Annotated in this window: 17 protein-coding genes; 12 read left to right on the top strand and 5 right to left on the bottom strand. The window is 34.8% G+C overall.

Translation table 11 applies throughout. The features are described from left to right. The first annotated feature begins 141 nt into the window (after positions 1-141). The 9 genes from ACYQ0O_RS12615 to ACYQ0O_RS12575 all read left to right on the top strand — a co-directional run bounded on the left by ACYQ0O_RS12615 (position 142) and on the right by ACYQ0O_RS12575 (position 7,706). Positions 142-357, top strand: a complete 216-nt coding sequence (locus ACYQ0O_RS12615; RefSeq protein WP_459893624.1) for a hypothetical protein — start codon at positions 142-144, stop codon at positions 355-357. Continuing rightward, entirely contained in the window at positions 354-1,022 is a 669-nt protein-coding gene (locus ACYQ0O_RS12610) for a nucleotidyl transferase AbiEii/AbiGii toxin family protein (protein WP_459893622.1), read from the top strand. The genes ACYQ0O_RS12615 and ACYQ0O_RS12610 overlap by 4 nt, the downstream gene beginning before the upstream one ends. Positions 1,023-1,113: 91 nt before the next feature. After that, entirely contained in the window at positions 1,114-1,305 is a 192-nt protein-coding gene (locus ACYQ0O_RS12605) for a 2-thiouracil desulfurase family protein (RefSeq protein WP_075068602.1), read from the top strand. 56 nt (positions 1,306-1,361) lie between these two features. Continuing rightward, positions 1,362-1,733, top strand: coding sequence for a hypothetical protein (locus ACYQ0O_RS12600; protein ID WP_459893619.1), 372 nt, complete (start codon positions 1,362-1,364; stop codon positions 1,731-1,733). Continuing rightward, complete coding sequence (locus ACYQ0O_RS12595) at positions 1,730-5,425, top strand: pilus assembly protein (protein ID WP_459893618.1); 3,696 nt, start codon at positions 1,730-1,732, stop codon at positions 5,423-5,425. The genes ACYQ0O_RS12600 and ACYQ0O_RS12595 overlap by 4 nt, the downstream gene beginning before the upstream one ends. Beyond that, positions 5,410-5,895, top strand: coding sequence for a pilus assembly FimT family protein (locus ACYQ0O_RS12590; RefSeq protein ID WP_459893616.1), 486 nt, complete (start codon positions 5,410-5,412; stop codon positions 5,893-5,895). The genes ACYQ0O_RS12595 and ACYQ0O_RS12590 overlap by 16 nt, the downstream gene beginning before the upstream one ends. Beyond that, a complete protein-coding gene (locus ACYQ0O_RS12585) occupies positions 5,873-6,256 on the top strand; it encodes a type IV pilus modification PilV family protein (RefSeq protein ID WP_459893614.1) in 384 nt (127 codons plus the stop codon). The genes ACYQ0O_RS12590 and ACYQ0O_RS12585 overlap by 23 nt, the downstream gene beginning before the upstream one ends. Further along, positions 6,253-7,197 carry a prepilin-type N-terminal cleavage/methylation domain-containing protein gene (locus tag ACYQ0O_RS12580; RefSeq protein ID WP_459893611.1) on the top strand — a complete coding sequence of 315 codons (945 nt, stop codon included), beginning with the start codon at positions 6,253-6,255 and terminating at the stop codon, positions 7,195-7,197. Before ACYQ0O_RS12585 ends, ACYQ0O_RS12580 begins: the two co-directional genes overlap by 4 nt. Beyond that, positions 7,194-7,706, top strand: coding sequence for a hypothetical protein (locus ACYQ0O_RS12575; RefSeq protein WP_459893609.1), 513 nt, complete (start codon positions 7,194-7,196; stop codon positions 7,704-7,706). The genes ACYQ0O_RS12580 and ACYQ0O_RS12575 overlap by 4 nt, the downstream gene beginning before the upstream one ends. A 246-nt stretch (positions 7,707-7,952) precedes the next feature. Here ACYQ0O_RS12575 and ACYQ0O_RS12570 read toward each other — a convergent pair whose 3' ends face one another. Genes ACYQ0O_RS12570 through ACYQ0O_RS12560 form a run of 3 tightly spaced genes read right to left on the bottom strand, consistent with a single transcriptional unit; the run spans position 7,953 to position 8,593 of the window. Next, positions 7,953-8,183, bottom strand: coding sequence for a hypothetical protein (locus ACYQ0O_RS12570; protein WP_459893607.1), 231 nt, complete (start codon positions 8,181-8,183; stop codon positions 7,953-7,955). 24 nt (positions 8,184-8,207) lie between these two features. Beyond that, positions 8,208-8,363, bottom strand: a complete 156-nt coding sequence (locus tag ACYQ0O_RS12565) for a hypothetical protein (protein ID WP_459893605.1) — start codon at positions 8,361-8,363, stop codon at positions 8,208-8,210. Then, the gene (locus tag ACYQ0O_RS12560) at positions 8,360-8,593 is read right to left on the bottom strand and encodes an AbrB/MazE/SpoVT family DNA-binding domain-containing protein (RefSeq protein ID WP_459893603.1); all 234 of its coding nucleotides are present in this window, start codon (positions 8,591-8,593) and stop codon (positions 8,360-8,362) included. Before ACYQ0O_RS12560 ends, ACYQ0O_RS12565 begins: the two co-directional genes overlap by 4 nt. Positions 8,594-8,955: 362 nt before the next feature. Here ACYQ0O_RS12560 and ACYQ0O_RS12555 point away from each other — a divergent pair, with 362 nt between their 5' ends. From ACYQ0O_RS12555 to vapC, 3 genes are all read left to right on the top strand, one after another. Further along, entirely contained in the window at positions 8,956-9,741 is a 786-nt protein-coding gene (locus tag ACYQ0O_RS12555) for a hypothetical protein (protein ID WP_459893601.1), read from the top strand. A gap of 325 nt (positions 9,742-10,066) precedes the next feature. Continuing rightward, positions 10,067-10,294: an antitoxin gene (locus ACYQ0O_RS12550; RefSeq protein ID WP_459893599.1), complete on the top strand. Its 228-nt coding sequence runs from the start codon at positions 10,067-10,069 to the stop codon at positions 10,292-10,294. Position 10,295: 1 nt separating this feature from the next. Then, entirely contained in the window at positions 10,296-10,694 is a 399-nt protein-coding gene (gene vapC, locus ACYQ0O_RS12545) for a type II toxin-antitoxin system tRNA(fMet)-specific endonuclease VapC (RefSeq protein ID WP_075068588.1), read from the top strand. 73 nt (positions 10,695-10,767) lie between these two features. Here the strand turns inward: vapC and ACYQ0O_RS12540 are convergent, their stop codons facing one another. Beyond that, entirely contained in the window at positions 10,768-11,928 is a 1,161-nt protein-coding gene (locus ACYQ0O_RS12540; RefSeq protein ID WP_459893597.1) for an ATP-binding protein, read from the bottom strand. 247 nt (positions 11,929-12,175) lie between these two features. After that, positions 12,176-12,538, bottom strand: a complete 363-nt coding sequence (locus ACYQ0O_RS12535; RefSeq protein ID WP_075068587.1) for a four helix bundle protein — start codon at positions 12,536-12,538, stop codon at positions 12,176-12,178. Between the last annotated feature and the right edge of the window lie 148 nt (positions 12,539-12,686).

Genomic DNA, 12,686 nt, shown 5'->3' with positions numbered 1-12,686 from the left:
CAGGGGATCTTGGTTGTAAGTGAGGAGAAAATAGACTTAACCCCAGTTTATCAATTTGATAAACTTTACCTGTTCTGGTTCAAAAATATCTGATTTTTGGCTCTCAATGCAAAATTAAGGCACTTAAAGAGTAGAAAAAAAATGAAAAAAAGGCAAAGTGTTATTTTTTGGGATTATAAGAAAGTTTCACAATTTAAGAAATTAGAGAGAATAGCTCTGTTTTTTCCACAAACAGGAAGAGATAAAAAAACCGTTATTGAACTTTATAATCATATTAATGAATTAAACATCCCTAAAGAAAAAAAGAAAATCATTGAATTTTATTATAAGTTGATAAAAGAGGGTGAGTTGAATTGAGTATATTGACGGATTTTCAAAGAGAGTTTCTATTGTACTTTGAAAAATCCAGGTTATCAGACCATTTTTATTTTTCAGGCGGAACGGCTTTATCCTATTTTTATTTGCAGCATCGTTATTCTTATGACCTTGACTTTTTTACAGATGATAAAGCAGCCTTAAATATAAATACGATAATATCTTTTTTACATTCTATGCCAAAGATAGAAAAAATAAGTTACGAATCAATATATGATAGAAGAATTTTTCTAGTTTCAGAACGAGATAATGCCTTAAAAGTTGAATTTACCTATTATCCTTTTAAAAATGTTGCTCCAAGAAGAAAAATTGGAAACTTATGGGTGGATAGTTTTGAGGATATTTTTGTTAATAAACTTGGAGCATTGTCTGATAGGGATGAGATTAAAGATTTAATAGATGTTTACTTTATATTGAAGGAAAAGGGAAAAGATTACATTTTATGGGGATTTAAAAAGGTAAAGGAAAAATTTGGAATAGATGGTGTGGAGTATATAATTCAAAGAAAATTTGTAAATTTACCGGATAAGATAAAGGATGAGCCTTACTTAATCAAACACATGGGAAATTATAAGGCGCTGTTTGAAGATGTTGCAAAAATAATTGCCAAAGCCTATTGGAGAAGAGAAGAAAATGGAAAGAGGTAAAAGGTATTCAGTTGCCTGACAATAATAAGTTTTCACAATTTTTTCCCAAAGGAAAGATAAAAAAGAATGCCAGGGTAGTGGAATTTATGAATTGCTTAAAAAGGCAAAAGAGACCCTGAAAATCGCAAAACTCCTTGACATAAAACTTGCAATATTAAAGCAATATAGCCCCTCCTGTGGATGTGGAAAGATCTATGATGGAACATTTAGAGGAAAAGTGATTAAAGGAGATGGAATAACCACAAGGTTTTTGAAAAAAGAAGGGATTGTGGTTGTAAGTTAGGGGGAGATGGATTTATTAAATAAAAAATTTAACAAATAAAAAAAAGGAATTAAGTAATGAAAAAATTAATTTTAATATACCTTACCCTTTCGCTGCTCTTCCCCTCTAATCTATTTTGTGCAAAGCCTAAAAAAAGATATAAGAACATTGGTGCGTCTCTTCAAGCAAAATTCCTACAAAAAACAGGGGTGGTAGAGGATGTTATCAACAGTTATTTAAGTCTAAATGACTTAAATGGACATATCTATAATTACAAAATTAGCAATGATTGTAAGATCGTATTTGCTAGAGAAAATCAATTTGAAAATAGAAATAAAAATTTTTCAAATGTAAAAAAAATAATAAGAAAAGGATACAAAGTTAAAATTTTTGTGGATATCAAAAATAACTCAATTAAGGTCATACATATAGAGGAGATGCCCAAATGACATATATTTTAAGGCTAATTGCAATTATTGTAATTAGTTGGAGCACCTTTTGCCAGGCAGCAACTGTATTTATGGGAGATTATTGTACTACCCCGCCATTTCTCAGTCAGGCAATCTATCCAAATGTCCTTTTGATTTTGGATAATTCTGGATCCATGAATGAATTTGCATATAAAGAAAATAATGATTGCAGGAGCTGGAATGGTTATACTTCAACAGTATATACTGGTTATAATAGTTCTGAAACTTATTATGGTTACTTTGACCCAACTGTTTCTTATGATTATGACTCTGTGAATGAATATTTTGTGGAGTCTTCAAGTGGAGAGTGGAGTGGCAATTTTTTAAACTGGTTGACCATGAGAAGGATAGATGTGGCCAAGAAGGTATTAACAGGAGGGAAAAGCCAATCAGGGACAAATTATGTGCTGCTCGGTCAAGTACCTGATAGGGACTTCCGAAAAATATACGATGACACATCTTCTCCTCACCAGACCCCTCATCACACTTCTTTATACTTTTACTTTTACGAGAGTGGAGGATACCTTTACTTTGTGGTAAAGCCTTATAATGGCAGAGATTATACTGGATGTGTTGATATTGATGAGGGTACCACATTGGGATCTTATAGGGTTGCTGTATATACCATATCTAAACCTGAAGGTTTAATTCAACATTCCTGGGACAGAATGAGATTTGGACTGGAAATCTTTAATGTGGGAACCAATTACGAAGATAATTATGATAGGGACGGTGGAACCATATTATCCACTATTTCAGGTCCAGGAAACAACACCGCCTTGATTGACGAAATAAACAATGTAGAAGCAGATACATGGACTCCACTAGCAGAAAGTCTATATGAGGCTATTCGATATTTTAAAGGAGATTCTTCTGCTTACAACTCAGGCAGATATAGCTCACCTCAGGAATACAGATGTCAAAAAAATTTCGTTATAATGATTACAGATGGAGAATCAACAAAAGATACCAATCTCCCAGGGACTTGTTTCTCTGGGTATGGATCATCTGTAAGAGATAGTGAGTTTGATGTTCAAGATTACATGGACGACATTGCATCAATTGAAGGCTATAGCTCGCAAAGGTGTTCCACTGCAAATAGCATGGATGGAACATTTTATTTAGAAGGTGTATCCTACTATGCCCATACAAACGATCTTTTATCTTCTTTTGACGGCATGCAAAATCTCTCTATTTATACTATATTTTGCTTTGATCAATCCAGCACAGCAAAAGATATTTTAAAAAAGTCTGCTAAATATGGGGCATTTATAGATAAGAATAATAACAATATCCCTGATCTACAATCTGAATGGGATGAGAATGGAGATGGAATACCAGATGCTTATCTAGAGGCCCAGAATGGTTATCTCCTTGAAACATCATTAAAAAATGTATTAACAGATATACTGAAGAGGACCGCTTCCGGTACTTCGGCCTCACTTCTCACAAAAAAAACTAGAGTTGGCAAAAACCTAATTCAGGCAGTGTTCTATCCCAAAAAACAATTTATTTCTAATGAAGTAGATTGGGTAGGATATTTATATAATTACTGGTTTTATTCAGATCCCAATACTTCAAATATTAGAGAAGACACTATTTCTAACAAAGCACTTGATGTATGCAGTTCAGGATCAATTGGCGGAGACCTAATCTTAAATTTTTTAATTGACAATTCTACTGGAGATTTAAACATAGAAGCCTATAATAGTGACTGTTCTGGGACAAATGCATCAATTAGTACAACCTACATGTCCTTAGATGATGTCACTCCAGTGTGGGAAGCGGGTGAAAAACTTAGTGCTACAAATGCCACATCAAGAAAAATTTATACTTATGTAAACAGCACTCAACCAACTGAAGCCAAGGACCTTGTAGAACTGAAAGACTTAAATTCTACCTATTCTTATCTATTTGGAGATGAAGATAGAGATGGGGTAATAGATAATGAAAACAACGCAAATGGAACTTTAATATATTCACCTATTTCATTTAATAACCTCAAAGACTACCTATATGGTATAGACATATCTGGTTTCAGGAACAGAACCATAGATGGAAACAACACCTGGAAATTGGGAGATATAATTTACTCAACTCCAAAAATTGTAGAGTACAATGACTACTCTATTGTATTTGTTGGAGCCAACGACGGAATGTTGCATGCATTTAGGTTGGGTAGATTGAGGTATGACGGACTAGAGGCTTATCAAAATGTAAGGCTATGTAATGACAGAAATAGCACGTGTAATACAGATAAGGTAGGAGAAGAGCTCTGGGCATTTATACCCAAAAATGCTCTCCCCTATCTAAGGGCCCTTGCTGATACTGAGTACTGTCATTTTTATTATGTAGACTTAATGCCCTACATAATAGAGCTAGATACGGACAACGACCTTTATCACAAAATAGACAAACGGATCTTAATAGGAGGTATGCGACTGGGAGGTGCTGTTGGCTGTACTGGCACCAATTGTGTAAATCCCCCTCAGGACACCTGTCCTTCTCCATCAAGCTATGACCCCTCAACAAATGACTGTGTTGGATTGTCATCATATTTTGCCCTGGATATAACTAATAGCACTAATCCAAAATTTCTATGGGAATTTACTGATCCAGATCTGGGATTTACCTATTCGGGACCAGCTTTTATAAAAAAAGATGGGAACTACTACATCATGTTTGCTTCAGGTCCAACAGATTACAATGGAGAGTCTGACCAGAACCTAAAATTTTTTGTATTGCAGTTAAATAGCAATTCAACGGCAGATGATTTTTTTACCATCTCATCGGTCTATACATTAGACAGTTCCACTGACCCCACTCTCTCCTCCTTCAATAAATCCTTTGGTGGAAGGCTATTTACTGAAGGGATTGACTACAATAACGATGGCAATACAGATATGATATTTATAGGCACTACATCACAATCGGGCTCTACATTTCATGGAAATGTTTTAGGCATAAAAATAACTGATACAAATCCTATGGATTGGGATATAATTAAAGTATTCAATAGCTCCATAAAGCCAATTACAGCAAAAATAGAATATTCAAAATGTTTCAACATGAATTATATTTATTTTGGTACAGGAAGGTATTTCTATCCAGACGATGATCCAGGACAAAACGTAAACGACAAGGAAAGACTTTATGGAGTAAGAATTGATGGATGTTTAACAGGAAATAATTGTAATATAAATAGTGCCCATTCATCCTCTGACGCTTGCTCTCATTTAAATGACAATAATGGTACTACGTCATGGTATCAAGAGCTAGATCCTATGACATCACAATACTTTAAGGAAAGAATGATTTCAGATCCTACTGTGACTGATTTAGATGTAACTTTCTTTTCAACTACCCAGCCAACTACTGATTTATGTAGCTTTGGTGGCAGGTCCAGGATGTGGCAGCTAAATTGTGCAACAGGAGAAGACCTCCAAAATCAATCTTGCAGTGGATATGAGGCCCAAATCAGTGGGGGAAAACTATTTTTACAGCTATCCCAGGGTAATATAGTACAACTTACACCAGGCACTGGTCCTAACACATCATTTAATGGGCCCGTAACAACATGGAATCCTGGCATTACCCCAGAATCCCCAACACCATTTGTAAGTCCAACTTCTTTATCAGAAGGTAATATATTGTTATGGATAGAGAAATAAATATAAAAGGTATTACCTTGATTGAGATATTAGTAGTGTTGAGCATTATGGGAATATTGTTATCAATAGGAATCCCCCAATACACAAAATGGAAAACCAAATACGATTATGAGTGTGACATTAAAGAACTTTATTCATTACTAAGTGATGCAAGGATGAAAAGTTATACACAAAAAAGAGTGTGTGGCATTTACTTTGGGAGCACTATTTTTGCTATAGCACAGCTAAGGTGTGATACTGACGATGATGGTGATATTACAGACACAGGGTCTGAAATTATCACCTCTTTGACTTTAAAAAAAACCTTTGTAAGCAGTGCAAGCTATGTTAAATTCACAGATGGAATTGCGAAGAATCTTATTAATATAAGACCACAGAATACTCTAACTGGATCCACAGAAAACTGTATTGCCATATCAGTAACACGAATAAGAATAGGAAAATGGAATGGTAGCACTTGTAATTACTAAAAAAAATGGATTTACGTTAGTTGAAGTCTTGATAAGTATATTGCTACTTACAGTGGTCATTTTAGGAATTCTGCAGACAATGGCTGTTTATGAAAGGATTAATATAGATAATACAATTAGAGACGAAGCCACAAAGATAGCCCAGGAATGTTTAGAGGATTTAAGAAACGGTGTTAACTGCGAAAATAATGTAATTAGAAAATTTAGGAATTTCTCTATCTCTTTTGTTATATCATCACCTGATGTTACTAATTTTAATTCAAAAACTACCAACCCGGTAAGTATAGTTGTATCATATAAATATCCTTCAAGTAATAAAAATCAAAGTATAACTTTAAATACAGTCATATATAAGCCATGAAAATAAAAGGATTTACTCTAATAGAATTATTAGTAGTTATTGCTGTACTAGGACTAATACTAACTGCTATTCTACAATCTTATCTAAATATTTTGAAATCGTACAAGAGGGAAACTTCTGTAGGTGTCTCAAATATTAATAAATTAATATCCTTTGAATTAATCAGAAGGGATATTGAAAGTGCTGGTTTTGGATTAAGCCAAAATTATAGTCCAATTGACTATAACTCTACCACCCTCACTTTAAGATCAACTCTACTACTACGTAATGATGCCACAAAATGTTTTGGGTATATAGAACCATATAATAGAAAACTGTTTTCAATTGAAGCCTCTGATATCACAAACAGTGATTGCTATAACACTAACTTCTGTTATGTAGCTCTAGATCTAGATTACAACCTAATTGGTACATGTTACAATATAGATAACTTCCCCACAAATGATGTGTATCTACTTTTTGGTCTATTGGATACCACATCTCCTGTACCCACAATGCCTTATAATGAAGTTCAATATTCTCTTTCATCGAGTAATGTACTGTCTATTTGCGCTCCCAACACTTATGAAATGGTACGGCAAGAAATAAATGCTGATGGAAACACATCTGGACCTCAACCAATCTTTGACTGTGTAAAGGACTTTAAAGTGGGATTTGGTCTGGATCTTAATAATGACGGTTCCATTGATCAATGGAGCTCCAACCTTCCAAGTAATGTATCAGATATTAGAACCCAAGTTAAACAACTAGTTGTATTAATTTTATATCATGAAGGTGCCAAAGATTTGAACTTCAATTTCTCGCAAGGGACCATTTACCTCAACGCCACCTCCACACTATCTTTAGGATCATTTACTCCCACTGGAAACGATCTCCATTATCGCTGGAAAGTTTCAAAACTGGTTGTAAGACCTATGAATTTTAGGAGGGAAACTAGATGAGGACAACCATAGGTAAAGATGGAATTGCTCTTATTACTGCCCTGATATTGAGTCTTATAGTGGTGGTCTTTGCTGCAGCAATTTTTGCTCTAGTTTTAACAAGCACTAAACATTCTGGCAATATAAAACGTTATACTTCCTCACTTGAGGCTGCAAAAGGTGGGATGGAGGATTTTATATCCACCTTAAAGTCCTCCAGCTGGACAACTACCTCTGATCCAAACTGGATAAGTGGACATACTTGCAAACTCAAAAGGGACACGGATAAGTGGCCTAGTGTCTGCAATTTTTGTTCAACTCTCTCAAATTGTACTTCAAATTCCAATCCATCAGACATTATAAATTATGCTGATTGGCTAAATACCTATGGATCCTATGTGGTATATGCAAAAATAATAGATTGTAAGGGATTTAGTGACGGATTTTTATATAATTTCGAGATTGTCAGCGTTGGCAACTCAACAAATGAAAAAACTTGGATCCAAGTGGTTTATAAACTAATTCTCTAGATAGGTGATAATGCCGTAGTTCCGTGATCCGTGATCCGTGACCCGATATCCGTGATCCGTGATCCGAGTTTCGGGATCCGGGATTCGAGTTCCGAGTTCCGGTTCCCGGTTTCCGGTTACCGGGTTCCGCTTCCCGGTTTCCGGTTACCGGGTTCCGGTTCCCGATTCCCGATTTCCGGTTCTTTGCACGTTTGACCCTTAATACTCAGTTATCCCCTATTCGTCTTCCTGTTTACTGATTTCGGCTCATGGTTCACGCTCTTCTTTCTCACAATCCCTTTCCAATTTTTTATCAAATGTTAAAATTGCTCCATTCTTTTGTTTAGATTTCAAACACAATACCCAATCAAGTAAACCTACGCCAGGGGTATTTAAAACATGATCAATTGCATTTAGTAATATTTCTTTTTCTTGGCCAATGAAACCTTTATACAGCAATAACTTCTTTAAGCTAACTAACGCTTCTTTTTTTGGCACCTTATAGAAGCTGACCAATACATACTAAGCTTCCAGTAAAACTTCTGATAAAATATATCCATTGATCTTTCCTGTTTTTAAGAGTGAAAAAGTTTCTTTAATATTATGGAATTGATCAGGTTTATCATTTAGTAGATATCTCAAGATAACATTGGTATCAAGGAAAACAACTTTACTCATCTATATTCTTCTCCTCTTTTTTCCCATGCAATTCGTCTTTCCTCCTCAAACGATACATCTTTTTTAGCATATTTAGAAAGTGACCCCGCCACATCCTCAATAGGTTCAATCTTGATTTCATTGCCCTCTACTTTAAACTTTATAATATCAGTACCAAGTAACTCCCTTATTTTTTTAGGAATTGTCACTTGACCTTTACTGCTTATCTTTCCAATTAATTCTATACTCATACCAAACCTCACATATATTGCTTTACTTAAAAATATGAACTTTGCTTTACTCTGTCAATAATTATATTCCACTTTAATTTATGTTTTTCAACTAACTTTACCCCATCTATACTTCATTTTTCCTAATCACTACCAAACAATGGGCATTAAAAGCTTAACCTTCCAATGTCTTCAAATACTTAATCAAATTCGAAGCCATTGATAAGACATGCAATACTTTATCTATAAGATTATCAGCTGTTTTGTTGTCAATGAAATTTTAAGGGGCTTTAGGTGGGGATTTTTAATTGACCTTAATATTCGATAAATCTAAGTTAAGATGTGTATTGACTAAGAACTTAATTTAACATAACATATTTTTTATGAATGAAATAACAGAAATAAACAATACCAATCAATTGTCCCCTGAATTAATAGAGGCCTATATTAGAAACTATGTGAGCAAATATTTAAAAGAAGAGCTGGAGACCTTTGTTCGGGCCAATGAGCAAAGGGCTAAGGAACTTTCAATAATAGAGCGAGTTATCCAGGTAGAAGAAGAGCTAAAATCTCTGAGAGAAATAGAAATTGCAAGATTTGAAGCCTCTGAAAAAAGGTTTGAAGCTCTGCAAAGGGAAATGAATGCTAGGTTCGAGGCTTCTGAGAAAAAGCTTGAGGTGATAGATAAAAAACTTGAAGTTCTACAAAGGGAAATGAATGCCAGGTTTGAAGCCTCTGAAAAAAGGTTTGAAGCTCTGCAAAGGGAAATGAATGCTAGGTTCGAAGCATCAGAAAATAGATTTGAAGCACTACAAAGAGAGATGAATGCAAAGTTCGAAGCATCAGAGAAGAGATTTGAAGCACTACATAGAGAGATGAATGCAAAGTTCGAGGCTTCTGAGAAGAGATTTGAAGCACTACATAGGGAAATGAATGCTAGGTTTGAGGCAGTGGACAAGAGATTCGAGGCTCTTCAAAAAGGAATGAATGCAAGATTTGAGGCATCAGAGAAGAGATTTGAAGCACTACAAAGGGAGATGAATGCTAGGTTCGAGGCAGTGGATAAGAGGTTTGAGGCAATGGATAAAAGATTTGTTACCATGCAATGGACAATGGGAATTGGATTTACCTTCCTTACTATCCTAATTTCTGTTTTAAAATTTTTTTAATAATGGATAAGTGGAATAGTGGCATATTGGTTGAGTGGTTGAGTAGTTAAGTGGAATAGTGGAAATAGTGGATAATTGTCTGCCACTCATCTACTCATCCACTACTCTATTTTCCATTTTTCTGGTTAGTTAAGTATTTGATGTAACCGTGAACCCCTTGCTTGCCTGCAAAACTGAATATTTTCTTGAAAGTGATATCTACCATTCATCCATTGCTCCTAAAAAGAACATTATTCCCCTGTCCTTTTTTTATTGGGTATTGACTTTTTATTATCTTAGTATATACTTAATGTAACAACAATTTAATTTAAGGAGGGGCAAAAAAATGATAACAAAGATATTTAAAAGCGGTAACTCTCAGGCCGTTAGAATACCCAAGCAATACAGGCTTAAAAGCACAAAGGCCTTTATAAAAAAAGAAAAAAACAAAATAATAATAACACCTGTAGAAAGCCAGTGGAATGAGCTGTTTGAAGAACTTGAAAAGCTAGATCAAAAAGACTTCCTAAAAGACAGAAATCAACCAGAACTCCAAGAAAGAAAGCTCTTTTAACATGATTTACATGCTTGATACAAATATATGCAGCTACATCATCAGAAACCATCCAGTCCATATAAAAGAAAAACTTAAACAAATATCCAAAGAAAACACAGTAGCCCTATCATCTATCGTTGTATCAGAACTCTTTTATGGAGCTTACAAAAAAGACTCAAAAAAATTGATAAACCTTATTGAACTCTTTGTTGACAGCTTTGAGATATACGAATTTGGCATAGATGCAGCTAAAGAGTATGGCATATTAAGGCCAGACCTTGAAAAACAAGGCTTACCAATAGGTGCATATGATTTGCAGATAGCCGCCCATGCAATATCATTAGATGCTATTTTGGTAACAAATAATGAAAAAGAGTTTGGAAGGATTAAAAGGCTGAAGGTAGAAAACTGGGTTTAGGAAGTTTAGCTACACTGTTTCAACCAGCTGTAACTTTTTAATTTTTATGGTAAAGATTTACTGAAAATTTTCTTCAAAACACCATACCAAGCAACCAGAGGGGAATCCTCTCCCTCACAGGGATATCCACATCATCTGTAATAACAAAATCAGCGTTTTTTTTCTTCTTATTCTTTCCGACAACTTCGATTTTTATATCATCAACCACAAAATCGCACTCTCTATCATCCTTGCATGCAAAAATGTCATATTTCTCTTTTAAACACATAACAACAAAAGCCTCTTTAGCACTACCTATATTACCATTAAAACAATAATACGTTGATGGGTCAGCAAGAAAAATTTTAGCTCCTTTAGTGTACTTAATCTTCCCATATTTTTTAACGATGTTAATTAATTCTGATTGCTCCATCACATATAGTAATTGATACAATTTTTCCTTACCCAATTCCCATTCATTGCACATACCAGAAACATTAATATTTGGAACTGGAGAGTTTAACAGATAACCTAAAACTGCATTCATAACTTTCAAATGATTATCCTGAATAGATGTCACATAAAAAGGTATATCATAATAAATCGATTTTTCTATTAGTCCTTGAAGCCTCTTACAATATTCACCTTCAAAAAATATAGGTCTAATACCGCCATTAATATATTCAAAAAACAGTTTAAGTATATTTACATTTTTTAGCATAGAATAGATATCTTTTGTATTTTCAAATGGATTTACTATATCTAGTATAATATCATATTTGAGATAAAGATATTCTCTAAAAGACATAAATGGTATTCGAAATTGAACAAACCGTCTTGAAAGATCAGCTACACTTTTTTTTAAAATTAAATTACTGCTATCACTGATCCATATAAAACGACCTGGGTAATCATCATAAAGTGCTTTAAGATGTTCACTCCATTTATTTGCATGATGAATTTCATCAATAACAATCCCATCATACCCTTTTTTAAATATTTCGCTCACAATATCATATAATGGCAAAGATGTTATCAGCGGATTATCAGCACTTATATATAAAAAATCATGTTTAGAATTGGCTATTTTATCTATTAAAAATGTAGTTTTACCTACTCCCCTTGAACCGTATACAAGTGCCCCTCTGATATCATCTATATTTATGGTTTTAAAAAAAAGGCGTTTCTTCGCAGGTAAATAAAGTTTTAACCTTTCTAATGTTAGCTCAGCTCTATCTATTATATCATTAATCATAGCTTTATGATAATACTTTTTTCATAACTGTCAACTTTTTAGTTCTATTACAGAACTATTTCCAACACAATTAGTCCTGTATTAGGACCCGTGAACCGGGATCCGTGATGCGTGAACCGTGAACCGAGTTCCGGGATCCGTGATTCGGAATCCGAGTTCCGCTTCCCGGCTAACGGTTTCCGATTCACGATTTCCGATTCCCGCTTCCCGATTCACGGTTCCCGGTTCCCGGTTTCCGATTTCCGATTCACGGTTGCCGGTTCACTGTTCCCGATCCCCTATGCTTCCTAATTAATCCAAAAATCATCTGTCTGATACGTTCTATTTTATTTAGTAAATCATCTGTGTTACAATAGCCTAACTCTTCTGCGATAATCAACTGAGTTTCCAGCTCGGCACATGAACCCAATGCTATATGTAAAAATTGGATAAATTCTTTTCTACTATTCCTGGCTGCACCCTCAGCAATATTGCTAGGGACAGAAACAGAAGATCTACGTATTTGGCTGGTAAGAGCATACAGCTCTTCCCGGGGAAATTGCCTTGTAATTGAATAGACTTCTCGAACCAATTCAACAGCAAGCTTCCATACATCAAGGTTTTTATGCATTAGCAACTCCCCAAGAGATCGGGATCCGAGTTTCGGGATCCGTGATCCGTGATCCGAGTTCCGGTTCCCGGTTCACGATTTCCGATTTCCGGTTCACTGTTCACTGTTCACGATTCACGATTTCCGTAATCCGTGACCCGAGTTTCGG

It is taken from the genome of Desulfothermus okinawensis JCM 13304 (assembly GCF_054654515.1).
Note: the sequence above shows the minus strand (reverse complement) of the source record. Positions and strands in the feature narration are given on the sequence as shown.

Excerpts from the sequence above, each read along its gene's own strand:
- ACYQ0O_RS12615 (WP_459893624.1), top strand. The coding sequence starts at position 142 with ATGAAAAAAAGGCAAAGTGTTATTTTTTGGGATTATAAGAAAGTTTCA.
- ACYQ0O_RS12600 (WP_459893619.1), top strand. The coding sequence starts at position 1,362 with ATGAAAAAATTAATTTTAATATACCTTACCCTTTCGCTGCTCTTCCCC.
- ACYQ0O_RS12595 (WP_459893618.1), top strand. The coding sequence starts at position 1,730 with ATGACATATATTTTAAGGCTAATTGCAATTATTGTAATTAGTTGGAGC.
- ACYQ0O_RS12590 (WP_459893616.1), top strand. The coding sequence starts at position 5,410 with ATGGATAGAGAAATAAATATAAAAGGTATTACCTTGATTGAGATATTA.
- ACYQ0O_RS12585 (WP_459893614.1), top strand. The coding sequence starts at position 5,873 with ATGGTAGCACTTGTAATTACTAAAAAAAATGGATTTACGTTAGTTGAA.
- ACYQ0O_RS12580 (WP_459893611.1), top strand. The coding sequence starts at position 6,253 with ATGAAAATAAAAGGATTTACTCTAATAGAATTATTAGTAGTTATTGCT.
- ACYQ0O_RS12575 (WP_459893609.1), top strand. The coding sequence starts at position 7,194 with ATGAGGACAACCATAGGTAAAGATGGAATTGCTCTTATTACTGCCCTG.
- ACYQ0O_RS12565 (WP_459893605.1), bottom strand. The coding sequence starts at position 8,363 with ATGAGTAAAGTTGTTTTCCTTGATACCAATGTTATCTTGAGATATCTA.
- ACYQ0O_RS12560 (WP_459893603.1), bottom strand. The coding sequence starts at position 8,593 with ATGAGTATAGAATTAATTGGAAAGATAAGCAGTAAAGGTCAAGTGACA.
- ACYQ0O_RS12555 (WP_459893601.1), top strand. The coding sequence starts at position 8,956 with ATGAATGAAATAACAGAAATAAACAATACCAATCAATTGTCCCCTGAA.
- ACYQ0O_RS12550 (WP_459893599.1), top strand. The coding sequence starts at position 10,067 with ATGATAACAAAGATATTTAAAAGCGGTAACTCTCAGGCCGTTAGAATA.
- vapC (WP_075068588.1), top strand. The coding sequence starts at position 10,296 with ATGATTTACATGCTTGATACAAATATATGCAGCTACATCATCAGAAAC.
- ACYQ0O_RS12540 (WP_459893597.1), bottom strand. The coding sequence starts at position 11,928 with ATGATTAATGATATAATAGATAGAGCTGAGCTAACATTAGAAAGGTTA.
- ACYQ0O_RS12535 (WP_075068587.1), bottom strand. The coding sequence starts at position 12,538 with ATGCATAAAAACCTTGATGTATGGAAGCTTGCTGTTGAATTGGTTCGA.